This window comes from Streptomyces profundus, assembly GCF_020740535.1.
GTDB lineage: Bacteria > Actinomycetota > Actinomycetes > Streptomycetales > Streptomycetaceae > Streptomyces > Streptomyces profundus.
This window is the reverse complement of sequence record NZ_CP082362.1, coordinates 3,342,688-3,365,657: the sequence shown is the minus strand read 5'-3', so window position 1 is coordinate 3,365,657 and position 22,970 is coordinate 3,342,688. Positions and strand designations below refer to the sequence as shown.

Annotated in this window: 19 protein-coding genes and 1 tRNA gene; 4 read left to right on the top strand and 16 right to left on the bottom strand. The window is 72.2% G+C overall.

What is annotated here, in order from left to right:
* Window positions 1-289: 289 nt before the first annotated feature.
* The 4 genes from K4G22_RS14740 to K4G22_RS14725 all read right to left on the bottom strand — a co-directional run bounded on the left by K4G22_RS14740 (window position 290) and on the right by K4G22_RS14725 (window position 3,296).
* Window positions 290-1,642: a class E sortase gene (locus K4G22_RS14740; protein WP_228080693.1), complete on the bottom strand. Its 1,353-nt coding sequence runs from the start codon at window positions 1,640-1,642 to the stop codon at window positions 290-292.
* On the bottom strand, window positions 1,639-2,295 hold the full coding sequence (locus K4G22_RS14735) for an aminodeoxychorismate/anthranilate synthase component II (protein WP_228080692.1): 657 nt from the start codon (window positions 2,293-2,295) through the stop codon (window positions 1,639-1,641). Before K4G22_RS14735 ends, K4G22_RS14740 begins: the two co-directional genes overlap by 4 nt.
* Window positions 2,292-2,471, bottom strand: a complete 180-nt coding sequence (locus tag K4G22_RS14730; RefSeq protein WP_228080691.1) for a hypothetical protein — start codon at window positions 2,469-2,471, stop codon at window positions 2,292-2,294. The genes K4G22_RS14735 and K4G22_RS14730 overlap by 4 nt, the downstream gene beginning before the upstream one ends.
* A gap of 78 nt (window positions 2,472-2,549) precedes the next feature.
* Complete coding sequence (locus K4G22_RS14725; RefSeq protein WP_228080690.1) at window positions 2,550-3,296, bottom strand: DUF881 domain-containing protein; 747 nt, start codon at window positions 3,294-3,296, stop codon at window positions 2,550-2,552.
* 120 nt (window positions 3,297-3,416) lie between these two features.
* Between K4G22_RS14725 and crgA the strand changes: the two genes are divergently transcribed.
* On the top strand, window positions 3,417-3,680 hold the full coding sequence (gene crgA, locus K4G22_RS14720; protein WP_062209661.1) for a cell division protein CrgA: 264 nt from the start codon (window positions 3,417-3,419) through the stop codon (window positions 3,678-3,680).
* Window positions 3,681-3,913: 233 nt separating this feature from the next.
* Here the strand turns inward: crgA and K4G22_RS14715 are convergent, their stop codons facing one another.
* Entirely contained in the window at window positions 3,914-4,810 is an 897-nt protein-coding gene (locus tag K4G22_RS14715; protein WP_228080689.1) for a rhomboid family intramembrane serine protease, read from the bottom strand.
* Window positions 4,811-4,930: 120 nt separating this feature from the next.
* On the bottom strand, window positions 4,931-5,458 hold the full coding sequence (locus tag K4G22_RS14710) for a peptidylprolyl isomerase (protein WP_228080688.1): 528 nt from the start codon (window positions 5,456-5,458) through the stop codon (window positions 4,931-4,933).
* Between the two features lie 184 nt (window positions 5,459-5,642).
* On the opposite strand from K4G22_RS14710, the gene K4G22_RS14705 reads away from it, so the two are divergent.
* Entirely contained in the window at window positions 5,643-6,125 is a 483-nt protein-coding gene (locus tag K4G22_RS14705) for a DUF5324 family protein (protein WP_228080687.1), read from the top strand.
* Window positions 6,126-6,236: 111 nt separating this feature from the next.
* On the opposite strand, the gene pknB is transcribed toward K4G22_RS14705, so the two are convergent.
* The 6 genes from pknB to K4G22_RS14675 form a co-directional block, all read right to left on the bottom strand.
* Entirely contained in the window at window positions 6,237-8,243 is a 2,007-nt protein-coding gene (gene pknB / locus K4G22_RS14700) for a Stk1 family PASTA domain-containing Ser/Thr kinase (protein ID WP_228080686.1), read from the bottom strand.
* Between the two features lie 251 nt (window positions 8,244-8,494).
* Complete coding sequence (locus tag K4G22_RS14695; protein ID WP_228080685.1) at window positions 8,495-9,964, bottom strand: peptidoglycan D,D-transpeptidase FtsI family protein; 1,470 nt, start codon at window positions 9,962-9,964, stop codon at window positions 8,495-8,497.
* On the bottom strand, window positions 9,961-11,361 hold the full coding sequence (locus K4G22_RS14690; RefSeq protein ID WP_228080684.1) for an FtsW/RodA/SpoVE family cell cycle protein: 1,401 nt from the start codon (window positions 11,359-11,361) through the stop codon (window positions 9,961-9,963). The genes K4G22_RS14695 and K4G22_RS14690 overlap by 4 nt, the downstream gene beginning before the upstream one ends.
* 22 nt (window positions 11,362-11,383) lie before the next feature.
* Entirely contained in the window at window positions 11,384-12,820 is a 1,437-nt protein-coding gene (locus tag K4G22_RS14685) for a PP2C family protein-serine/threonine phosphatase (protein WP_228080683.1), read from the bottom strand.
* Between the two features lie 40 nt (window positions 12,821-12,860).
* A complete protein-coding gene (locus K4G22_RS14680) occupies window positions 12,861-13,367 on the bottom strand; it encodes an FHA domain-containing protein FhaB/FipA (RefSeq protein ID WP_228080682.1) in 507 nt (168 codons plus the stop codon).
* Between the two features lie 10 nt (window positions 13,368-13,377).
* Window positions 13,378-14,235, bottom strand: coding sequence for an FHA domain-containing protein (locus tag K4G22_RS14675; RefSeq protein WP_228080681.1), 858 nt, complete (start codon window positions 14,233-14,235; stop codon window positions 13,378-13,380).
* 356 nt (window positions 14,236-14,591) lie between these two features.
* On the opposite strand from K4G22_RS14675, the gene K4G22_RS14670 reads away from it, so the two are divergent.
* A tRNA-Leu gene (locus tag K4G22_RS14670) sits at window positions 14,592-14,678 on the top strand.
* Window positions 14,679-14,938: 260 nt separating this feature from the next.
* Window positions 14,939-16,132: a glycosyltransferase gene (locus K4G22_RS31655; RefSeq protein WP_265590232.1), complete on the top strand. Its 1,194-nt coding sequence runs from the start codon at window positions 14,939-14,941 to the stop codon at window positions 16,130-16,132.
* On the opposite strand, the gene K4G22_RS14655 is transcribed toward K4G22_RS31655, so the two are convergent.
* Genes K4G22_RS14655 through cydB form a run of 4 tightly spaced genes read right to left on the bottom strand, consistent with a single transcriptional unit; the run spans window position 16,104 to window position 22,969 of the window.
* A complete protein-coding gene (locus K4G22_RS14655) occupies window positions 16,104-16,853 on the bottom strand; it encodes an SDR family NAD(P)-dependent oxidoreductase (RefSeq protein ID WP_228080680.1) in 750 nt (249 codons plus the stop codon). The genes K4G22_RS31655 and K4G22_RS14655 overlap by 29 nt on opposite strands.
* An 18-nt stretch (window positions 16,854-16,871) precedes the next feature.
* Complete coding sequence (locus K4G22_RS14650; protein WP_228080679.1) at window positions 16,872-18,428, bottom strand: sensor histidine kinase; 1,557 nt, start codon at window positions 18,426-18,428, stop codon at window positions 16,872-16,874.
* A 42-nt stretch (window positions 18,429-18,470) separates the two neighbouring features.
* On the bottom strand, window positions 18,471-21,956 hold the full coding sequence (gene cydD, locus K4G22_RS14645; RefSeq protein WP_228080678.1) for a thiol reductant ABC exporter subunit CydD: 3,486 nt from the start codon (window positions 21,954-21,956) through the stop codon (window positions 18,471-18,473).
* Window positions 21,953-22,969, bottom strand: coding sequence for a cytochrome d ubiquinol oxidase subunit II (gene cydB / locus K4G22_RS14640; protein WP_228080677.1), 1,017 nt, complete (start codon window positions 22,967-22,969; stop codon window positions 21,953-21,955). The genes cydD and cydB overlap by 4 nt, the downstream gene beginning before the upstream one ends.
* Window position 22,970 lies beyond the last annotated feature (1 nt).

The window sequence follows — 22,970 nt, the reverse complement described above, 5'->3', positions numbered from 1 at the left end:
CCTCGGGCTCGACGGGCTCCTCTGATCCACCCGCCTCGTCCGGCTCGTGGGCCTCGTCCGGCTTGCCCGGCTCCTCGGATGGGTCCGGCTCCTCGGATGGGCGGGCCTCCTCGGCGGTCGGGGGCGAAGGCGGGTCCTGGTCCTGGGAGTCGGGGCGGTCGTCCTGGGGGTCCTGGCTGTCGCGCGGGGTGGGGTCGGCGTCGGGGGCCGGCTGGGGCTCGCCCTTGGGCGTTGGGTTCTCGTTCTCCTCCGGCACCGCCGGTGTCCTCCGCTGTCGTTCCGTCATGGGTCAGTTGACGAGGGCGTCCGGCTTTCCCTCGGCGCGCGGCCGTTCCTCAGCCAGTTCTCCCCAGACGATCAAACGGTAGGTGGAGGTGAATTCCGGCGTGCACGTGGTGAGGGTGATGTAGCGGCCGGACTCGGTGAATCCGCCCTGCTCGGGGATGGGATCGAGCACCTCGATGTTGGACGGCGAGGTGGAGTCCAACCGGCTGCGCATCTCGTAGGTGTAGTAGGTGCTTTCGGTTTCGATCACGATCGGATCGCCCGGGTCCAGGTTATTGATGTAACGGAACGGTTCGCCATGGGTGTTGCGGTGCCCGGCCAGGCCGAAGTTCCCCTCCTCGTCCCAGGGCATCGCGGTGGGCAGCCCGTCCCCCTCCGTGTAGTGGCCCACCATCCCGTTGTCGAGCACGCTGCCGGGGTCGACGCTCTCGGCGACGGGCACGCGGACGTCCAGGGTGGGCAGATAGAGGATGGCGAACCCCTCGCCCGCGGAGAAGACGCCCGGGTCGCGGTTCTCCTCGTCCTCCTCGGCGCCCCCTTCCCCCGACTGGTCCCAGCGCTCCTGGAGCTCGTTCGCCTTGCCGTTGGCGTGGGCCCTGGCCTCGACGTTGGTCCACCACAGCTGGTAGACCACGAAGAGCAGGAGCACGACGCCGGTCGTGATGAACAGCTCTCCTATGACATTGCTTATGGCGGTGCCGGTCTGCTTGGCGGCCTTCGCCGCCGCCTTGGCCGCCTTTCGGCGGGCCGCCCGGCCGCCGCTGACCTCCGGCTCGTCCGCCTCATCGGGGGCGGCGGTGTCGCCCGCCTCCGCCATGGCGGCCGAACCCGCCCTGCGGCCACCGCCCTTGGCCGCCCTGCGGCGCGCCGCGCGCCCGCCGGGCGCGGGCGCCGGCGCGGCCTCGCGGCCCTCGGCGCGCTGCGCCGCGCGCCGGCGCGCGGCCCGGCCGCCCGCCGGCGGCGCGTCCTCGGCGGCCGGCCCGCGCCCCCCCGCCGGCCTGAGGTCGTCCGGGCGGCGCAGCCCGACCGTCTCCGGATCGTGCTCGCGCGAGCCGCGCCCGCCGCCCTGGCCGTGCCGGGAGGAGCGGAGGTCCAGCCCGACCGTCTCCGGGTCCCTGGCGGGTGCCGGCTCCCGGTATCCGCCGCCGTAGCCGTCGAAGTCGGCCGGGGGCGGGTACCCGTAGTCGGTGCCGCCGGACCGCTGGTCGGGCAGTGGGTCGTGGAGGGGGTCGTGCGGCGCGTCCATGGCGGAGTCGAGGCCGCCGTGGGCGGCCCGCTCGGGGTAGGGGGCGTGGTTCGCGTAGGGATCCTGGTCCGGATCCCAGGCCGCGCCCTCCCCCGGGCGCGACGCGTTCACGCCGCCGGCTCCTGCTGGCCGGCCCGGCCCACGATCGGGGCGAGGCCGTGGGAGCGCTCGACCGCCTCGGTGTCGCCACAGCGCGCCAGCCAGTTGGCGAGCATCCGGTGGCCGCCCTGGGTGAGCACCGACTCCGGGTGGAACTGCACGCCCTCGACGGGGAGTTCGCGGTGGCGCAGGCCCATGATCACCTGGCCGGCGCGCGCGGTGACCAGCAGTTCGGGCGGCAGCGTGGGCTCCTCGGCCGCCAGCGAGTGGTAGCGGGTGACCGTCAGCGGCGACGGCAGTCCGGCGAAGACCCCCGCGCCGTCGTGGCCGACCTCCGAGGTCTTGCCGTGCAGCAGCTCGGGAGCGCGGCCGACCACGCCGCCGTAGACCGCCGCCATCGCCTGCATCCCCAGGCAGACCCCGAAGACCGGGACGCCGGTGGCGGCGCAGTGCCGCACCATCTCCATGCTGACGCCGGCGCGTTCGGGGGTTCCGGGGCCGGGGGAGATCAGCACGCCGGAGAAGCCGCCCTCGGCCACCCGATCGGTACCGACCGCGTCGTTCCGCACCACTTCGCACTCGGCGCCGAGTTGGTAGAGGTACTGAACGAGGTTGTAGACAAAGCTGTCGTAGTTATCCACCACGAGGATGCGGGTGCCGCTCACCGGCCGGTCCCCCCTTGGGCGTCGTCCACGGTCACGTTGTTGAAGGGCAGCAACGGCTCGGCCCACGGGAAGACGTACTGGAACAACAGGTAGACCACGCCCAGCGCCAGGATCAGCGAGAGCACCGAACGCGCCAGTGTGTTACCCGGCAGGTGTCGCCAGATCCACCCGTACATGGCTTCCCGTCCCCATTTCGTGCGACGCCGCGTGCCCCAAGCGTACGACGCGGACGGACGGGGCGGCTGCGGTCGCGGTCATTCCCCGGGCTCGACGGGCCTGGCGTGCCGCAGGGCGACGCTGCCGTCGAAGCCGGGAAGGGTCACCGACGGGTGTTCCGCCACGTTCCAGCCGAGCCCGTAGGCGGCCACGTACTGCTGGTAGTTGGCCAGCGTGGGCGACTCGTCGAGGGCGGTGCGCAGGGCGTCCCGGTCACCGACCGCGGTGATCGTGTAGGGCGGGGAGTAGAGCTGGCCCTGGAGGATCAGGGTGTTGCCGACGCAGCGCACGGCGCTGGTGGAGATCAGCCGCTGGTCCATGATCCGCAGCCCCTCGGCGCCGCCGGCCCAGAGGGCGTTCACCACGGCCTGGAGGTCCTGCTGGTGGATCACCAGATCGTTGGGGGTCGGCTCCGGCACCCCGGGGAGCAGCGGTTCGGCGTCCGGCGGGGCGTCGGTGAGCGTGACGGTGAGCCCCGGCCCGGTCAGCTCGTCGAGGCCGGCGGCGGCCTCGGTCGCGTCCAGCCGCCTGGCCTGGTCGGGATCGTCCGGATGGTCGCGTTCGGTGAGGGCCTCCACATCGGCGCGCAACCGGGCGGCCGAGGACTCCAGGGTGTCGTTCTGCCGCTCCCGCTCGCGGATGAGATCGGACATTTGGAGCAAGGAGTCATCGGTGCGAATGTTGTTGCCACGGGAGACCGTGAAGCTGAGCCAGAAGAGCAGGCCGGCCAGGGCGAAGACGGCGACCGTACCGAGGCGGGCCGGGCGGAAGCGGAAATTCCTCACCGTACCCTGGTCTCCTTAAACAGCCGTGGAAGCACTACGCTAACGGACGATCCCCTAGCTACGCGCTCCGCAGCGCGATCAGGTAGCGCCACCGCAGCGCGATCGACAGGAGTCACTCTCGTGCCGAAGTCCCGGGTCCGGAAGAAGAAGGACGACAACTACGCGCCGTCGGAGAAGCGGTCGACGACGAAGCTCGACATGAGCTCGGGCCGCAGCTGGGTGGCGCCCCTGATGCTGGCGCTGTTCGTGATCGGCCTCGCCTGGATCGTCGTCTACTACGTCACGCAGGCGGATATGCCCATCGGGGCCTTGGGCGACTGGAACATCGTGGTCGGCTTCGGTTTCATCGCGCTGGGGTTCGTCGTCTCCACGCAGTGGAAGTGAGCCGACCGGCCCAGCGGCCGGCCGGGGAAGCCCGTGACGGGGTTATCCACAGGCTGCTCGAACATCACAAGATCTGTGGATAACTTCCTGGCCTCCGCCGCGTCCGCCCCCTGAGGGCGGACGGCTCGCACCCCTGTTCGCCTGCGGAAACGTGGGTTGCGACGGGATGGTCGCAGGTCGTCCACAGTGTGCACAAGATCCCGCACCTGCTGTGGATAAGTCCGACCGTCGGGTCAGCCCACCAGCTGGGCGGTGCGAATCAGGCAGGCCGTGACGATGACCAGCGCGACCGCCGCGCAGACCGCGATCTGCACCGCCGTCCGCCGCTCGCGCGGCGCGTGCACCATGCCGAAGGCGACCACCGCGCCCGCCACCAGGCCGCCTATGTGGGCCTGCCAGGCGATGCCGGACCAGGTGAAGGTGATCACCAGGTTGATCGCCAGCAGCACCAGGATCGGCCGCATGTCGTAGCGCAGCCGCCGGGCCAGCACCGCCGTCGCGCCGAACAGGCCGAAGATCGCGCCTGAGGCGCCGAGCGAGAGCTGGGTCTGGTCGGCGAGCACATAGGAGAGCGTGCTGCCGGCGAACGCGGAGAGCAGATAGAGCGCGATGAACCTGGACCGCCCGAGCGCGCTCTCCAGCGAAGGACCCAGGAACCAGAGCCCCAGCATGTTGAAGCCGATATGCCAGATCTCCTGGTGCAGGAACGCGGCGGTGAGCAGCCGGTAGACCTCGCCGTCGGCGACCCCGATCCAGTTGGGCACGAGCTGGAGCCCGTCCAGCGTGGCGCCGTCCGTGGCGTAGCCGAGCATGCCGAGATCGACCACCCACTGGTCGCCCCCGGCGAGCACCGCGATGAAGACCGCCACGTTGATGGCCAGCAGGATCTTCGTTATCAGGGCCGGATCGCCGGCGACCGTGCCGCCGGCCAGCGTCCTCGGCCTGGCCGCGCGGCTGGCCGCCGCGGAGCCGTGGACGCACTGCGGGCACTGGTAGCCGACGGAGGCGGACACCATGCAGTCCGGGCAGATGGGGCGGTCGCAGCGGGTGCAGCGGACGCCCGTCTCGCGCTCCTGATGGCGGTAGCAACGGGCGAGCCCTGGCGGTGGCTGCGGATGCTGCTGGGCCATGGCGTCCCTTCGCGAAGTGCGGTGCCCGGGGCAGGAAACCGGCCCCCTGATCCTACGGACAGGGGGCCGGAATCGTTCCCGGTTCGGGTCATCGGCCCGGTACCGGCCGACTGGGAGCCGTCAGCGGCTCTCGATGACGACCGACTCGATCACCACGTCCTGCACCGGCCGGTCGGTGCGGCCGTCGGTCGCGGTGGTGGCGATGGCGTCCACCACCTGCTGGCCGGCGGCGGAGGTGACCTCGCCGAAGATGGTGTGCTTGCCGGTCAGCCAGGTGGTCGGGGCCACCGTGACGAAGAACTGCGAACCGTTCGTCCCGGGACCGGCGTTGGCCATGGCCAGCAGGTAGGGGCGGTCGAACGAGAGATCCGGGTGGATCTCGTCCCCGAACTTGTACCCGGGGCCGCCGGTGCCGTTGCCCAGGGGGTCCCCGCCCTGGATCATGAAGCCGCTGATCACCCGGTGGAAGACCGTCCCGTCGTACAGCTTCTCGGTGGACTTCTGTCCGGTGGCCGGGTGGGTCCACTCGCGTTTGCCCTCGGCCAACTCGACAAAGTTCTTGACCGTCTTCGGCGCGTGGTTCGGGAAGAGCCGCACCTCGATGTCGCCGCGATTGGTCTTCAGGGTGGCGTAGAGCTGCTCAGCCACGATCTACCTTCCGTCTACGTTCAATGACGGTCACCGATCCTGCCACGGCCGCGCGACACGCCATGCCCCCGGATGGCCGTTTCGCGTGCTGGATCGCCAAGCACCCGGCATGATTTGCGCACGAGTGGACAAGAGGAAAAGTCAGTGAGAAAACATCCTCAAAGATCACAAGGAGGAGAAAACAGTGCCCCAGAACGGGAAGTCCGGTGTCCGGCAGGCAGGGGACGTGGTGCTCCCCTATGCGCTGAGCGCCAAGGAGAGCGCCACGCGGTGCGCCCAACAGGCCAGCACCTACCTCGGTCCGAAGGCTCGACTGGCCGCTACCCAGGCGCGGCTGCGGTATGACGCGGAACTGGTGCCGCGTCTGGAGCGGGCCAAGGTCGCCGCCGGTCCTGCCAAGGAACACGCGGCCAGGCGCTCGGCCGCCGCGATGGCCGCGCTGCGCGGCGACATCACCCCGAGCGAGATCCAGGCGGTGGTGCGGCGCAGGGAGCGCAGGGCCAGGGCCGGCCGGCTGGCCAGGCGTCTTGGGATGCTGGGGCTGCTCGCCGGCGGGGCGGTCGCGGCGTGGAAGTGGTGGAGCGCCCAGACCGACCCCGACTGGCTGGTCGAGCCCTCCCCCGCCACCGAGGTGCCGACCGAGCCGGAGGAGCAGGCGCTGGGCTGACCGGGCCGCCCCCGCGGCCCCTGGACGCGGCGGGGGCGGGGCCGCACCCGCCGCGAGGCCCTCAGGGCCCCACCACGGCGCGCCCCGCCCCTGGGCGGGCTGCCGGGTCGGTCAGCCGCCCATGCCGAGGATGGGGTTGTTGTCGCCGCCCCCCGGGTCACCGCCGCCAGGACCGCCAGGATCGCCACCCGGGCCGCCCGGGTCACCGCCGGGATCGACGGTGCGCAGCGTGATCGGGGTGTCGGGCGCGACCCGCGAGCCGGCGATCGGCTCGCTCAGCAGCACCAGGGCCGACGGCGTGTCAGGACCGTCGACGCTGACCTGGTTGAAGCCGGCCCCCGACAGCGTGGCCATCGCCTCCTCCACGGTCTGGCCGCTGACGTTGGGGACCTCGACATCCTCGGGCGGCGGGGGAGCCACGGCGACCGTCAGCGTCACCAGACCACCGGGCGCGTGCTGGACGGCGGCTCCCGGGTCCTGGGCGATGACCTGGTTCTCCGGCCTGCTGTCGTCCTGCTGCTCCTGCCGGGACACCTGGAACCCGGCGCCCGAGAGTATCGCCGAGGCCTCGTCGAACTGGCGGCCCACCACATCGGGCACGGCCTCCGTGTCCGGAGCGGTGGCGACGATCAGCGTGACCTCGCTCCCCGCCTCCACCTCCTCGCCGGCGCCCGGGTTCTGTTCGAGGACGGTGCCAGGCTCGGCCTCCGCGTCCTCCCGGGGCTCCTGCCGCACCGAGAGGCCCAGCTCGTCGAGCTCGGCCTCGGCGTCCTCGTAGCTGCTGCCGACGACATCGGGCAGCTCGACGGCCTCGGGGCCCTCGGAGATGATCAGGGTGACGCTGTCGCCCTCCTCCACCTCGCTGCCGGCGGCCGGGTCCGTCTCGCAGACCAGGCCCTCCTCCTGGTCACAGGCCTGGCTGTCGCCGGTGGACACCCGTAGACCGAGGTCGTCGAGCCGCTGCTCCGCCGTCTCGACGGTCTCACCCGCCATGTCGGGCACTTGCAGCGTGCTGGGCGGCGGATCGTTGTCGAACATCACCCGGCCGATCAGGACGGCGCCGACCAGCACCAGGATGCCGGCCAGCACCAGGAGGATGGTCGAGGTGTGCTTGTTGCCCTGCCGCCGGTCGCCCCTGCCGTGGTAGTCGTCGTAGTCGTCCGGATCGTTGGTCGGCGGCAGCATGGTGGTCGCCGGATCGGTCGGACGCAGCATGGTGGTGGGGCGGTCGTCGTAGCCGTAGGCCCCGGCGCCCATCGCCGCGAGGGCGCCCACCGGGCGGCCGTCCAGCGCGGCCTCGATGTCCGCCCGCATCTCGTCGGCCGACTGATAGCGGTAGTCCGGGTCCTTGACCAGCGCCTTGAGGACGATGGCGTCCGTCTCCTGGCTGATCTCCGGGTCGAAGACGCTGGGGTGCTGTGGCTCCTCCCGCACATGCTGGTAGGCCACGGCGACCGGCGAGTCCCCGATGAACGGGGGGCGCACGGTGAGCAGTTCGTAGAGCAGACAGCCGGTGGAGTAGAGGTCGGAGCGGGCGTCGACCGTCTCGCCCTTGGCCTGCTCGGGCGAGAGGTACTGCGCGGTGCCGATCACGGCGGACGTCTGCGTCATCGTCATGCCGGAGTCGCCCATGGCGCGGGCGATGCCGAAGTCCATCACCTTCACCTGGCCGTTGCGGGTGAGCATGATGTTCGCCGGCTTGATGTCCCGGTGCACGATGCCGTTGCGGTGCGAGTACTCCAGCGCCTGGAGGATGCCGATGCACATCTCCAGCGCCCGCTCGGGCAGCAGCTTGCGCCCGGAGTGCAACAGCTCGCGGAGGGTGGAACCCTCCACGTACTCCATGACGATGTACGGGATGGAGATGCCGTCCACGTAGTCTTCGCCGGTGTCGTAGACCGCGACGATGGCCGGGTGGTTCAGCGACGCGGCCGACTGTGCCTCGCGGCGGAACCTGGCCTGGAACGTGGGGTCGCGGGCGAGGTCGGCACGGAGCGTCTTGACGGCCACGGTGCGGCCCAGGCGGGTGTCGTGAGCCAGGTAGACCTCGGCCATCCCGCCACGGCCCAACACCTGGCCCAGCTCGTACCGCCCGCCGAGGCGACGCGGCTCATCCATGTTTCCAGCCCTCTCCGTGTGATCCCGGGCCGCGCCCCCCTCGGCACCCGTGGGCGGAAGGGGAGTCAGACCCTGGCTTACGGTACCCGGCGAGCGTGAACCCTCCGGGTGGCGGTGTGCGGCCGATATCCAACCGGTATGGCCGTGCACCACAACCGGTCACCGACGGCCGGTCCCAGATATGACGTGTGCGGGGTGGTCCGCGGTTGCCCGCCGGGCGGGGGACGGCCGCCGCCCGGCGGGCCCACCGGTCAGTTCTGCTCGTCCGCGAGCACGGCCGCCATCACGTCCATCGCGATCGGGGCGGCCAGACCGCTGCCGGAGATCTCGTTCCGGTCGACGCCGCCGTCCTCGATCACGACGGCCACCGCGACCGGGGAGCCCTCGTCGGTGATCGCGTAGGAGATGAACCAGGCATAGGGCGGCTCGGAGTTGTTCTCGCCGCGCTGCGCGGTGCCGGTCTTGCCGCCGATCCGGATGTCGTCGCTGATCTGGCTGCGGTCGATGCCGCTGTTCTCCTCGACCACGGTCTCCATGGTCTCCTGGACCTGCCGGGCGGTGTCGGCCGAGACCGCCTCGTTCAGCTCGCTGGGATCGTGCTGCTCGATCACGTTGAGGTTCGGCGTCACCAGCTGGTCCACCATGTACGGCTCCATCAGCGAGCCGTTGTTGGCGATGGCGGCGGCCACCATCGCCATCTGGAGCGGGGTGGCGCGGTTGGACGCCTGGCCGATGCCGGCCATCGCGTTCTGCGGCCGGTTGTCCTCGGGGTAGACGCTGGCGTCGGCCCGGACCGGGACGAAGTGCTCCTCGTTGAAGCCGAACGCCTCGGCCGTCTCGATCATGCCCTCGTTGCCGACGTCGTTGCTGAGCCCGGCGAAGACGCTGTTGCAGGAGTACCGCATGGCGTCCCTGACGGTGGCTTCCTCGCAGACGCCAGGCACCTGGTTGGTCAGCGGGACGTCCTGGGTGTCCGGGAGGATGTACGGGTCCTCGTACTCGGTGGGGTCGTCGACATTGTCGATCTCCCCGTGTTCGAGCGCGGCGGCGGCGGTGAGCACCTTGAACGTGGACCCGGGCGGGTAGGTCTCGCGCAGCGCGCGGTTGAGCATCGGCTTGTCCTCGTGGCCCTCCAGGGCGGTCCACGCCTCGGCGTCGCTGTCGGCGTAGCCGGCGAAGCTGGACGGGTCGTAGGAGGGTGTGGAGGCCAGCGCGAGAATGGCGCCCCGGCGCGGATCGAGGGCGACCACGGCGCCCTTGCGGTCCCCGAGGCCCTCGAAGGCGGCGAGCTGCGCGTCGCCGTTGAGGGTGGTGATGACATCGCCACCGCGCTGGTCCTTGCCGGTGATCATGTCGATGGTGTTGTTGAAGAACATCCGGTCGTCGTCGCCGGTGAGGATGGAGTCGTTGACGTACTCCAGCTGGGTGGTGCCGAACGCCTGCGAGGAGTAGCCGGTGACGGGGGCCCACATCTCGCCGTCGACCCAGGTGCGCTTGTACGTGAAGTCGTCGTCGTTGGTCTCCTCGGAGCCGGTGATCGGCTGCCCGTCGACGATGATGTCGCCCCGCGGGTTGGCGTACCGCTCGATCCGGACCCGACGGTTGTCCTCATGGCTCTGCAACTCGTCGGCCTGGACGAACTGCACGTAGTTGACCCGCACCAACAGGGCCAGGATCAGCACGCCGCAGAAGACCGCGACCCGGCGCATCGGCTTGTTCATGGACGGACCACCTGCGTCTGTTCGGCGTCGAGGGAGGGGGCGGGGGCGGGAGCCGGCCGTCTGGCAGTGTCGCTGATGCGCAGTAGGAGGGCGATAAGCGCCCAGTTGGCGATGACGGACGAGCCGCCCTGGGCCAGGAAGGGCATCGTCATGCCGGTCAGCGGGATCAGCCCGGTGACGCCGCCGGCGACCACGAACACCTGGATCGCGAAGACCCCGGCGAGGCCGATGGCCAGCAGCTTGCCGAACGGGTCCCTGGCGGCCAGCGCGGTCCGCATCCCGCGCTCGATCAGCAGGGCGTAGAGCATGATGATGGCCATCAGCCCCGCCAGGCCGAGCTCCTCGCCCACCGTGGCGAGGATGTAGTCGCTCTTGGCCGCGATGCCGCCGATCAGCCGGGAGTAGCCCTGGCCGAGCCCCGAGCCGAAGAGGCCGCCCGAGCCGAACGAGAACATCGCCTGGGCGGTCTCCGTGACCCCGTCGTTGACGCGGTCCAGCGGGTTGAGCCAGTTGTTCACCCGCTCACCGACGTGGCTGTTGACGCTGGCGACGAAGACCGCGCCGCTGGCCGACAGCAGCAGACCGAAGATGATCCAACTCGTCCGCTCCGTCGCCACATAGAGCATGACCACGAAGATCCCGAAGAAGAGCAGCGAGGTACCGAGGTCGGTCTCGAAGATCAGGATCATCAGGCTGATCGCCCAGATCACCAGGATCGGCCCCAGGTCCCGGCCGCGCGGCAGATAGATGCCCATCACCCGGCGGCTGGCCAGCGCCAGCGCGTCCCGTTTGACCATCAGGTAGCCGGCGAAGAACACGGCGATGATGATCTTGGCGAACTCGCCCGGCTGGAGGCTGCCGACGCCGGGGATCTGCACCCAGATCCTGGCGCCGTTGACCTCCTGGCCGACGAAGATCGGCGAGACCAGCAGCAGCAGCGCCACCACCATGGAGATATAGGTGTAGCGCTGGAGCAGCCGGTGGTCCTTGAGGAAGACCAGCACGCCGATGAAGAGCGCGATGCCCGTCGTGGACCACATCAGCTGCCCTGGCGCCAACGCGCCGCCGAGCGACGGGGTGGTGATCTTGGGCTCCTGGTCGAGACGCCAGATCAGCACCAGGCCCAGGCCGTTCAACAGGGTCGCGATCGGCAGCATCAGCGGGTCCGCGTAGGGCGCCCAGCGGCGCACCACCAGATGCGCGATGCCGGCCAGCAGACCGAGGCCGAGCCCGTAGCCGAGCATTCCGGCGGGCAGCGACTCCTCCTTGGCCAGGCCCACGTTGGCGTAGGCGAAGACCGGGATCACCACCGCGAAGACGAGCATCAACAGCTCGGTGTTCCGGCGACTCGGCAGACCGCCGGTGGAGACGGTGGTGTTGTTGCTGCTACTGCTCATGCCTTCAGGTCTCTCGGTCCCGCTATGTCCCGCACTGCTTGGCCAGTTCCTGTTGTTCCTCGGACAGTGACGGGCCCTGCTGGCCGCCCCCGGGCTGCTCGGGCTCCTTGCCGTTCTCCTCGGCCTGCTCGCCGCCCTCGGGCTCCTCGGTGCCCTCGTCGGACTCGCGCTGCTCCGCGATGGACTCGCAGACCGCGGCCTGCTCGCCGAGCGCGGTCAGCTGTTGCCTGGCGTCGTCGAGACCCTTGGCGGAGATGACGTTCTCCTCCAGGCTGCGCTGGTAGGTCGGCGGCAGATGCTCCAGCTTGATCTCCGGGTGGTCCTCCTTGACGCTGCTCAGGTCGAGCGGGCCGAGGCTCTGGTTCAGGCCCTGGTAGAGCGCGAGGTGGTCCCCGTTGACCCCCACGTAGTACTGCGTCTGGGTCCAGCGGTAGCCGGTGTAGAGGCCACCGCCCACCACGGCGAGCGCCAGCCCCGCCAGCAGCCAGTTGCGCAGCGGGCGGCGGCGCGGCGACTGCCGCACGTACTCGTCGTCGGTGAACGAGCCGAAGACGCCCGTCGCCGGGCCTTGGGCGCCCGGCGCCTGCGGCGGGGCGGCGGGGCGGCCCAGCTCGGCGGCCCTGGCCGCCGGCGTCCTCGGATCGCCGGCGGAGCGCTGCGCCTGTGTCTCGGCCACCGCGCCCACGATCTGGGGGGCGTCGTAGAGCTGCCTGGCGAGTGTGTCGCTCTCCTGGGTGTCGACATCCACCACGTCGGCGATGATGCAGGTGATGTTGTCCGGGCCGCCGCCGCGCAGCGCCAGCTCGATCAGCTCGCTCACCGTGTCCTGCGGCGCCGACTGGGTGTTGAGCGTGTCCCGCAGCGTCTCGGCGCTGACCACCCCGGAGAGCCCGTCCGAGCAGAGCAGGTAGCGGTCGCCCGGGCGGACCTCGCGGATGGAGAGATCGGCCTCGACCCGGTCCGCGCTGCCCAACGCGCGCATCAGCAGGGAGCGTTGCGGGTGGGTGGTGGCCTCCTCCTCGGTGATCCGGCCCTCGTCCACCAGCCGCTGCACCCAGGTGTGGTCCTGGGTGATCTGGGTCAGCTGGCCGTCGCGCAGCAGATAGGCGCGGGAGTCGCCCACGTGCACCACGCCAAGCCGCTGGCCCGTCCACAGCAGGGCGGTGAGCGTGGTGCCCATCCCGTCCAGCCTGGCGTCGTCGGCCACCATGCCGCGCAGTTGTTCGTTGGCGCGCTGCACGGAGGCGTCCAACGAGGTCAGCAGGTCGGAACCGGGGATGTCGTCGTCCAGCGGCACAAGCGTGGAGATGACCTCGGAGCTGGCGACCTCGCCCGCCGCCTGACCGCCCATGCCGTCGGCGATGGCCAGCAGGCGGGGCCCGGCGTAGCCCGAGTCCTCGTTGTGCCCCCGGATCATCCCGACATGGGAGCCGGCGGCGAATCTCAGTGACAAACTCATGCGCGCCTCGCCCACCCTCCGGTCGTCATTGTGGTCGGACCTACTTCCGAAGCTCGATGACCGTCTTGCCGATGCGGATCGGCGCGCCGGGCGGAATGGGGACCGGGGTGGTCAGTCGGCCTCGGTCGAGGTAGGTCCCGTTCGTCGAACCGAGGTCCTCGACGATCCACTGGCCGTTCTGGTCCGGGTAGATCCGGGCGTGCCGGCCGGAGGCGTAGTCGTCGTCGAGCACGATGGTCGAGTCGTGTGCCCGGCCGAGCGTAATGGTCTGCCCCTGGAGGGCGACAGTGGTTCCGGCGAGGGAACCTTCGGTGATGACGAGTTTGGTGGGGGCGCCCCGCCGCTGCCGGCCCTTGCCGGCCGCCTTCGGCGGGGGCTGCTGCTGCCGCCGCTGCCCGCCGGCCTGGTCGGGGCGGCGGACCGCGGCGCGCTGGGTGACCCGGGTGCCGAACAGATCGCTGCGGATCACCTGGACCGCCACGATGACAAACAGCCACAGGACGGCCAGGAAACCCAACCTCATGACCGTCAGGGTCAGCTCTGACATTGCCCCCCGCTTACCCTTCGGCTTGCCGGTAGATGACTGTGGTGCTGCCCACGACGATCCGTGAGCCGTCGCGGAGCGTAGCGCGTTTGGTGTGCTGCCCGTCCACCACGATGCCGTTGGTGGACCCCAGATCGCGCACCGTGGGGGGCTGGGTGGCCTGGATCTCGCAGTGCCGGCGGGAGACACCGGGGTCGTCGATGCGCACATCGGCCTCGGTGCTGCGGCCGAGGACCAGCGAGCCCCGGGAGATCTGGTGCCGGGCGCCGTTGATCTCGACCCAGCGGCGGACCCGGCTGGGCGCCGGCTGGCTGAAGGGCGCCGCCGACGGGCGTGGGGGGGAGCCGGGGGGAGCGGCCGGCGGCCGGGACGGCGGGCTGTGCGGCGGCTGGGGCGGCGGGTACCCGGGGGTGCCGGGGAACGGCTGCTGCCCCGCTCCGCCGTGCGGCGGCGAGGCGGGTGCGGTGGTGGGCGCCCCGGCGCCATGGCCGGAGGCCGAGGCGGCGAGAGTGCGGCTGCGCACCCGGTAGAGGCCCGTGTCCAGCGACTCCACCTGCTCCAGGTTCACCCGGATCTCGCCCATGAACGTGTACCGCTGCTGCTTGGCGTACTCCTTGACCATGCTGGCCAGTTCGTCGCCGAGCTGGCCGGCGTACGGGCTCAGCCGCTGGTAGTCGCCCGAGCTCAGCTCGACGATGAAGTCGTTGGGGACGACGGTGCGTTCGCGGTTCCAGATGGTGGCGTTGTTGTCACACTCACGCTGGAGCGCGCCGGCGATCTCCACCGGCTGCACCTCGGACTTGAAGACCTTGGCGAAGGTGCCGTTGACGAGCCCTTCAAGCCGCTGCTCAAAGCGCTTCAGTACTCCCATGTGCACCTCCTTCTCCGTTGTCCCGACACGCGGCTGAAGTGGTAGGGCTTACTGATCGTATCCACGCGCGAGACGGCCAGGTGGTTCCCACCTGGCCACCGGACTCCCCCCGGATCGTAGGGGGGAGCTTGCAACAGTGTCGCGCATGTCTGGAGGGAATGCGGAAGGACCCGTGAGCGGTCGGCCGGCCGGGGGTCACCGCGGCGGTGGCCGGGGGCCGGAAGGCGGGTGAGGGCACCCCGTTGGGCGTGTTAGCCTTTTTGACGTCAGCGGCGCTCCGGCCGGTGGATTCGCGGAGTGCGGTGGACAGAGTTCTAGACAGAGTTCTAGGCAGTACAACGCAGTGCAAGGTGCTCGCGCGGGTGGCGGAATAGGCAGACGCGCTGGATTCAGGTTCCAGTGCCCGAAAGGGCGTGGGGGTTCAACTCCCCCCTCGCGCACCAGAGGTACATCAGGAAGGCCCCAGTTGATCTGGGGCTTTTCGCGTTTTGGGCGCTGTCCTCGGGTGCCGCGGCGCGTCCGCCGGCGTGCGATCGGGCCGCCGCGCGCCCCCTGTCCCGGGTGCCGTATCCGCTCCGCCTGTTTGTCTGGTTATCGCAGAGTGGCCTTTTGTGTTTGTTTTCTGCGCGTTCTCATGATTTCTCCTGAGCTTTCTGCGAGGGTGCTCTCCGCCCTGCCGGTAACTGGGCGTGGAGGAAGCGTCATGGAGTGTGCAGCCCCGACCGTGCTGAGGGTGGTGCATCTCGTGCAGCCCGTGGACGGTTCGATCGCCTCGGCCGTGGCCGATCTGGTGCGCGCGCAGACCGAGGCCGGGCTACGGGTGGTCGTGCTCTGCCCGTCGGGCGGGCGGCTGGAACGGGAGGCGGCCAGGGCCGGCGCCCGGGTTCGGCTCTGGCTGGCCGAACGTGCCGCCGGCGGCAACCTGCCCTGGGAGGTGCTCTGCGCCACCCGCGCCATCCGGAGGGCGGACCCGGATGTGGTCCATCTCCACGGCGACAAGGCCGGGTTGGCCGGCCGACTGGCGCTGCGGGGCCGACTGCCCACCGTCTTCCAGCCACACCTCTGGTCGTTCCAGGCGGCGCGCGGGCCGTCGGCCCGGCTGGCCCGCCACTGGGAGCGGCGGGCGACGGCCTGGACCGACCAGGTGCTCTGCGTCGGCGAGGACCAGCGCGGGGCCGCCGCCCTGGCCGGACTCGACGTGCCGACGACCGTGCTGCGCGCGGCGGTCGACCTCGCCAGGCTGCCGCCCGCGGGGCAGGTGGCGCGGCGCCAGGCGCGGGCGGCGCTGGCCTCGGTGCACGGGCTGCCGCAGCGGGCGCCGCTGGTGGTGTGCGTGGGCCGGCTGGACGAGCGGCACGGCCAGGACGTGCTGCTGCGGGCCTGGCCACGGGTGGTGGCCAGGGTGCCCGGCGCACGGCTGGCGCTGGTGGGGGACGGGCCCGCCCTGGCGTCGCTGCGCCGGGCCGCACGGCAGGATGTGCTGTTCACCGGCAGGACCGAGGACACCCTGCCCTGGTTCGCCGCCGCCGATGTGGTGGCGGCGCCCGCCAGGTGGGGCGGGATCGGTATGGCGCCGCTGGAGGCCATGGCGGTGGGGCGTCCCGTGGTGCTCGGCGATGTGGGCGGCGCCGGCGAGAGCCTGCCGGCCGGCGCGGACCGGCACTGCCTGGTGCCGCCCGGCGATCCGGTGGCGCTGGCCCGCTCCCTGGAGGCGCTGCTGGTCGGCCAGGAGCTGCGGGCCACGCTCGGCGAGCGGGCCAGGGCCCACATGGCGGCCGTCGGTGATATCCGCCACACCGCCGCGACCTGCGCCCGGGTCTACCGCGAGGTGCTCGCCCGGCGGGCCCAGGGGCCGGCGGTGCCCGAGGTCAACGACCGCGTTCCGCACCGCCGTTGACCTGGACCACCTGGGCGGTGACATGGCCGGCGGCATGTGAGGCCAGCCAGTGGATGGTCTCCGCCACATCACCGGGTGTGCCGGCGCGGCCGTTGAGCGTCTCGTCGACCCGCGCCCGGTGTCGCTCGGGCGTCATGGCGCCGCCGAAGAACTCCGTGTCGTCGATCAGCCCCGGCGCCACCACGTTGACCGTGACGCCGCGTGGGCCAAGGGCGCGGGCCAGATCGAAGGCGTAGGGGTGCAGCGCCGCCTTGCTGGCCGCGTAGGAGCCGGAGCCCGACCCCCGGTAGGCGGCGATCGAGCTGAGGAAGAGCACCCGGCCGCCCGGCGCGGCCAGCCGGTCGCGGAGCGCCTCGGTCAGCAGCACGGCGGTGAGCGTGTTGATGCGGAAGTTCACCGTCCAGTCGTGCTGGGCGCGGGCCAACGGGTCGTCACTCGCCGCCGCCGGCTCAAGACCGCCGTTGCCCCCGGCGCAGTGCGCCAGCACATCGACGGTGCCGAACCGTTCGGCGACCAGCGCGGCCACCTTGGCCGCCCCCTCGGGCTCGGTGAGATCGGCCGGGCAGGCCACCGCGCCCTCGATGGCCTTCGCCGCGTGCGTCAGCACCTCGGCTCTGCGGCCCACCAGCACCGGGATGTCGCCGTCCCGGGCGAAGGCCAACGCCGTCGCGAAGCCGATACCGGTGCCTCCACCGCTGACCACCACCGTGCGATTCGCCATGGCGGGGACGTTATCCGGTCAACGTGGCGTCTGCCAGGTCAACATGGTGCCCGAGCCGCCGATGCCGGGGCCGACCTCGGCCGTTCCGCCCAGCGACTCGGCTCTTTTGACCAGGTTGCGCAGCCCGCTGCGGCGGGTCCGCCCGGACGGGATGCCGGTGCCGTTGTCGGCGACGGTGAGCCGCACCGCGTCCGTGCCGTCCGGCTGGTGGGTGCCGGCGTCCACCAGCACCTCGACCCGGGAGGCCCCCGCGTGCCGCGCCGCGTTGGAGAGGCCCTCGCGGAGCGCGGCCAGCAGATTGCGCGCGGCGCCCTCGCCGACCACCGAGTCCACGGGGCCCTTGAACGAGACGGCGGGCCGGAAGCCGAGCAGCTGGGCCGCCGCTCCGATCTCCCGCAGCACCCGGGTGCGCAGCCCGGTGGGGGCCTCGTCCGGGTGCTGTTGCAGGGCGAAGATCGCGGTGCGGATCTCCTGGACCGTCGCGTCCAGCTCGCCGGTGGCCTGGTCGACGCGCTCCCTGACGTCCTCGGACGAGGTCAGCCGCCGGGCGCCCGTCATGATCAGGCCGACGGCGAACAGCCGCTGGATGACCAGATCGTGCAGATCGCGGGCGATCCGGTCCCGGTCCTCCAGCACGGCGAGCTGTTCGCGGTCGCGCCTGGCCCTGGTCAACAGCAACGCCAGTGCGGCCTGTTGGGCGAACTGGGTGGCGTTGGCCCGCTCCGGCACCGAGTACGGCGGGGCGTCGGGGGCGCGGGCCAGCGAGAGCGCGCCCAGGGTGGTGTCGTCGCTGGTCAGCGGCAGCAGCATGCTCGGGCCGTAGCGTCCGGCCAGGCCGAGGGCGCGGGAGGGGGCCCCGGCGGGCCGGTCGTCGAAGACGGGCTCGCCGGTGAGCACCTGCCGCACGGTGGCCGAGTCGGCGGGCACGGTGGAGCCGAGCAGCCCGCTCGGATCGTCGGCGCGGACGGCGACCACCGTCAGGCCGCCGTCCTCGTTCGGTTCGAGCACCGCGGCCATGGCGGCCTCGGCCAGCCGTTTGGCCTGCTCGGCGACCACGGCCAGCGCGTTGTCCTCGGGATCGGCCGAGAGCAGTGAGGTGGACAGCTCCAGACTGCCGTCCAACCAACGGGCCTGGGCGCGGACCGCCTCGTGCAGCCGGGCGTGGCCGATCGCAAGACCGGCCTGGGCGGCGAGAATGGTGACCAGCTCGCGGTCGGCCTCGGTGAAGGCGCCCCTGCGCGGGTCGGAGAGCCAGAGCGCCCCCGAGCGCGCGCCATGGACGCGGATCGGTGCCCACAGCACCCCGTCGAGCCGCGGCCTGGCGGCCGAGCCGGCCAGCAGGGCGCCCAGCAGCGGCTCGGGGCTGGGGCCCGGCGCCGGGCCCGCGGTGAGCAGCCGGTCGATCCGGTCCCCGTCGTCGCTCAGCACCGCCAGCGCGGCGTGGCCGGCGCCGGTCAGCTCCACGGCGGCGCGGACGGCCCGGTCGGGCACGGCGTCCGGCTCGATGTCCCCGCCGAGGGACGCCAGGGTCCTCAGCGGTTCCGCCGTCTGCCGCGCCGCGCCCGTCTGCCGCATGAGAAAAGCGTAGTTAGTCCCTTCTGGTGGCGAAAGTCGGGATCAGGCGGGTGTGGGCGCCCCCTGCCGCTCCCGTGCCGGGTCCTCGCGTGCCAACAGGGTGCGGAACGGGCCGTCGACGGCGGCCAGTGCCGCGTGGTCGCCGCGTTGCACCACCCGTCCCGCGTCCAGCACCAGCACCTCGTCGACGGCCTCAAGACCCGTCAGCCGGTGGGTGATCAGCACGGCCGCGCGGTCCTCGGTGGCCGCCAGCAGATCCCGGGTGAGGGCGTCGGCCGTGGGCAGATCCAGATGCTCGGCCGGCTCGTCCAGGATCAGCACGGGGAAGTCCGCCAGCAGCGCCCTGGCCAGTGCCAGCCGTTGGCGCTGCCCGCCGGAGAGCTGGGCGCCGCGTTCGCCCACCGGGGTGTCGAGGCCGAGCGGCAGGGTGTTCACCCAGTCCAGCAGCCTGGCCCGGGCGAGGGCCAGGCGGAGCGTCTCCTCGTCGGCCGACGGGGCGGCCAGCAGCAGGTTCTCGCGCAGCGTGCTGTCGAAGAGATGCGCGTCCTGCGCGCACAGCCCCACCCAGCGGCGCACCGCGTCCCCGGCCAGCTCGGTCGCGTCCACGCCGCCCACCGTGTAGCGGCCGGTCGCGGGGTCGAGAAAGCGCAGCAGGCAGTGGGCCAGGGTGGTCTTGCCGGCGCCCGAGGCGCCCACCACGGCGATCCGCCGGCCGGCGGTCAGCTCCAGGTCCACCCCGGCCAACGCGGCCGTGGCGCTCCCCGGATGCCAGGCGCCGAGCCCGCGCAGCCGCAGCGGGAAAGGTCCGGACGGGGGCGCGGCCGGCCGCTCGGGCTCTTGTACCGGCGTCGGTGCGGCCAGCACCTCGCGCACCCGTTCGGCGGCGCGCCGTGCGTGCTGGCGGTGCTGGACGGCGAGCGGGAGCCCGGCGACCGCCTCGAAGGCGGCCAACGGGACCAGCAGTACGGTGGCCAGCCAGACGCCGGCCAACTCGCCGCCGGCCACCGCCGGCACGCCGACCCAGCCGGCCGCCAGCACCGTCCAGCCGGTCACCAGCGCGGTGAGCCCGCCGGCCAGCGCCGTCACTCCGGCTGATCCGGCCGCGAGCCGGGTGAGCCGCCGGTCGGCGGCGCGCACCGCTTCCCGCCGCCCCGGCAGCGCCCCGGCCACCCACAGCTCGTCGGTGCCGGTGAGCAACGCCAGGGTGCGCTCGGCGAGTTCGCCCCGGGCGGGGGCCAGCCGCCGCTCGGTGCGGCGGGCCAGCGCGCCGGCGAGGGCGGGCACGGCGAGGCCGGCGACCAGCAGTCCGATGGCCAGCGCGAGACCGGCGGCGGGCAGCAGCCAGCCGGTGAAGGCGACCGCCGCCACCCCGACCGTGCCGGCCACGGCGGCCGGGAGCAGCCAGCGCAGGAAGTAGTCCTGGAGGGCGTCCACGTCGGCCACCATCCGGGAGAGCAGATCCCCCCGCCCGGTGCGCCCGAGACCGGCCGGCGCCAGCCGTTCAAGCCGCTGGTAGACGGAGACCCGCAGGGTGGCCAACAGCCGGAGCACGGTGTCGTGGCTCAGCAGCCGCTCCGCGTAGCGGAACACGGCGCGGCCAAGACCGAAGGCCCTGGTCGCGGTGACCGCGATCATCAGATAGAGCACCGGGGGCTGCTCCCAGGCCCGGGAGATCAGCCAGCCGGAGGTGGCCATCAGCCCCACCGCGCTGCCCAGCGCGAGGGCGCCCAGGGCGGTGGCCAGCACCAGCCGTGGCCGCCGCCCCCCGGCCAGCCGCCGCACCCAGCCGAGCGCGGAGCCCTCGGCCCTGGCGACGGGCTCGGCCTCGGCTCCGGCCGCCGGCGCCGGCCGGTCGGCCGCGCCGCCGTGCCCGGTGGCAACGGGGCGGTCCTGGGCGGGGGCGGCGGCGATCGGGTGATGTTTCACGTGGAACATCCGGTCGGCGAGCGTCGACAGCGCGGTGCGGTGGGTGACCAACAGCACGGTGCGCCCCCGCGTCAGCCGACGGATGGCGGCGACCACCGCCGCCTCCGTGTCGCCGTCCAGCGCGGCGGTGGGCTCGTCCAGCAGCAGGATCGGGCGGTCCGCCAGGAACGCCCTGGCCAGCGCGACCCGTTGGCGTTGGCCGGCGGAGAGGCCGGCGCCCCCCTCGCCCAGCCGCCGCTCGGGGTCCAGCTCGCCGGCCGCCGCGTCCCGAAGCGCGGCCAGCACCGCGGCGTCGGAGGCGTCCGGCCGGGCGAGCCGCACGTTCTCGCCGATCGTGCCGGCGAAGAGCAGCGGCTGCTGCGGCACCCAGGCGATCCGCGCGTGCCACTGCTCGGGGTCAAGCGTGCGCAGGTCGACCCCGTCCACCAGCACCCGTCCGGCGTCCGGTGCGGCCAGGCCCAGCACCGCCCGCAGCAGCGTCGACTTGCCGCTTCCCGACGGGCCGGTCACGGCCAGCGTCTCGCCGGGGCGCAGGGTGAGGCTGGTCTCCGGCAGGGCGTCGCCCGGACGGCCCGGATAGCGGACCACCACCCGGTCGAGCCGGATCTCGCCGCTCGCCGGGACGGGCGCCTCGCCCCGGGGCGGCGCCGGGGTCTCCATCACGGCGAACACCTCCTCGGCCGCCGAGAGGCCCTCCTGCGCCGCGTGGAACTGGCTGCCCACCTGCCGCAGCGGCAGATAGACCTCGGGCGCCAGGATCAGCACCACCAGCGCGGTGTACAGATCCAGATCCCCGTGCACCAGCCGCATGCCGATGCTCACCGCCACCAGCGCGACCGACAGGGTCGACAGCAGCTCCAGCGCGAACGAGGAGAGGAAGGCCACCCGCAGCGTGCGCAGCGTGCCACGGCGGTAGGCGTCGGTGATGGACCTGATGTTCTCCGCCTGGGCCTTGGCCCGGCCGAACACCTTGAGGGTGCCCAACCCCGCGACCACGTCCAGGAAATGACCGGAGAGCTGGCCGAGTCGCCGCCACTGGCGGTCCATCTGGCTCTGGGTGGCCCAGCCGATCAGGGCCATGAACAGCGGGATCAGCGGCAGGGTCACCACGATGATCCCGGTGGCCACCAGATCGTCCGTAGCCAGCCGCGCGAGCACCGCCACCGGCACCACCACCGCCAGGCCCAACTGCGGGAGATAGCGGCCGAAGTAGTCGTCCAGCGCGTCGATCCCCCGGGTGGCCAGATTGGTCAGCTCGCCGGTGGAACGGTCGCCGAGACCGTGCGGGCCCAGCCGCGCGGCATGGTCCAGCAGCCGCAGCCGCAGCTCCGACTTGACCAGGGCCCCCGTCCGGTGCGCGACCCACTCGGTGCCGTAGGCGACCAGCCCGCGTCCCAGCGCGGTCGCGCCCAGCAGCAACAGCGGGCCGGTCAGCTCGTCGAGGTCCGCCCCGGCGGTGACCGCATCGGCGATCACCTGGGCGATCAACAGGGCCTGGGCGATCAGCAGCCCCGCGCCCAGCAGCCCGAGGCCCAGCGAGCCGGCCAGCAGCCACCGGGTGGCGCGGGCGTGCCGCAGCAGCCGGGGGTCGATGGGCTTCATCGCTCCGCCCCGTGCGCGGCGGGCGCCAGATGCCTGGTGCCGATCCGCTTGCGGAACACCCAGTAGGTCCAGCCCTGGTAGAGCATCACCAGGGGGGTGGCCAGCACGGCGCACCAGGTCATGATGCGCAGGGTGTACGGAGTGGAGGCGGTGCCCTCGACGGTGAGGTTCCAGTCGGGGTTCAACGAGGACGGCATCACGTTCGGGAACAGCACCAGGAAGAGGGTGCAGACCACCGCGAGCACCGTCACCCCGGACCAGAGGAAGGCCCAGCCCTCCCGCCCCCTGCCGTTGGCGGCCAGCGCCGCCAGCAGGGCCAGCGCGGCGACGGAGACGGCCACCAGGCTGGCCCCGGTGCCGAGATCCGCCTGCGTCCAGACCAGGAAGGCCACCGCCAGCAGCCCGCCGCCCAGGCCCAGCCGCCTGGCCGCTCGACGGGCCCTGATCCGGATGTCGCCCTCGGTCTTGAGCGCGGCGAAGAGCGCACCGTGCAGGGTGAACAGCGCCAGGGTGGTGGCGCCGCCCAGCAGGGCGTACGGCGACAGCAGATCCGCCACATCGCCGACGAACTCGCCCTCGGCGTCGATCGGCACCCCGCGCACGATGTTGGCGAAGGCCACGCCCCAGAGCACCGAGACCACCAGCGAGCACCAGAAGATCGCGTGCTCCCAGTTGCGCTGCCAGCGCTCCTCGGGGCGCTTGGCGCGGTACTCGAAGGCCACCCCGCGCACGATCAGACAGACCAGGATCAGCAGCAGCGGGAGGTAGAAGCCGGAGAAGAGGGTGGCGTACCAGTCGGGGAAGGCGGCGAAGGTGGCGCCGCCGGCGGCCAGCAGCCAGACCTCGTTGCCGTCCCAGACCGGGCCGATGGTGTTGATCAACACCCGCCGCTCGGCGCGGTCCCTGGCCAGCGTGCCGCTCAGCACGCCGATGCCGAAGTCGAAGCCCTCCAGGAAGAAGTAGCCCACCCACAGCACGGCGATGACGACAAACCAGAGGGTGTGGAGTTCCATC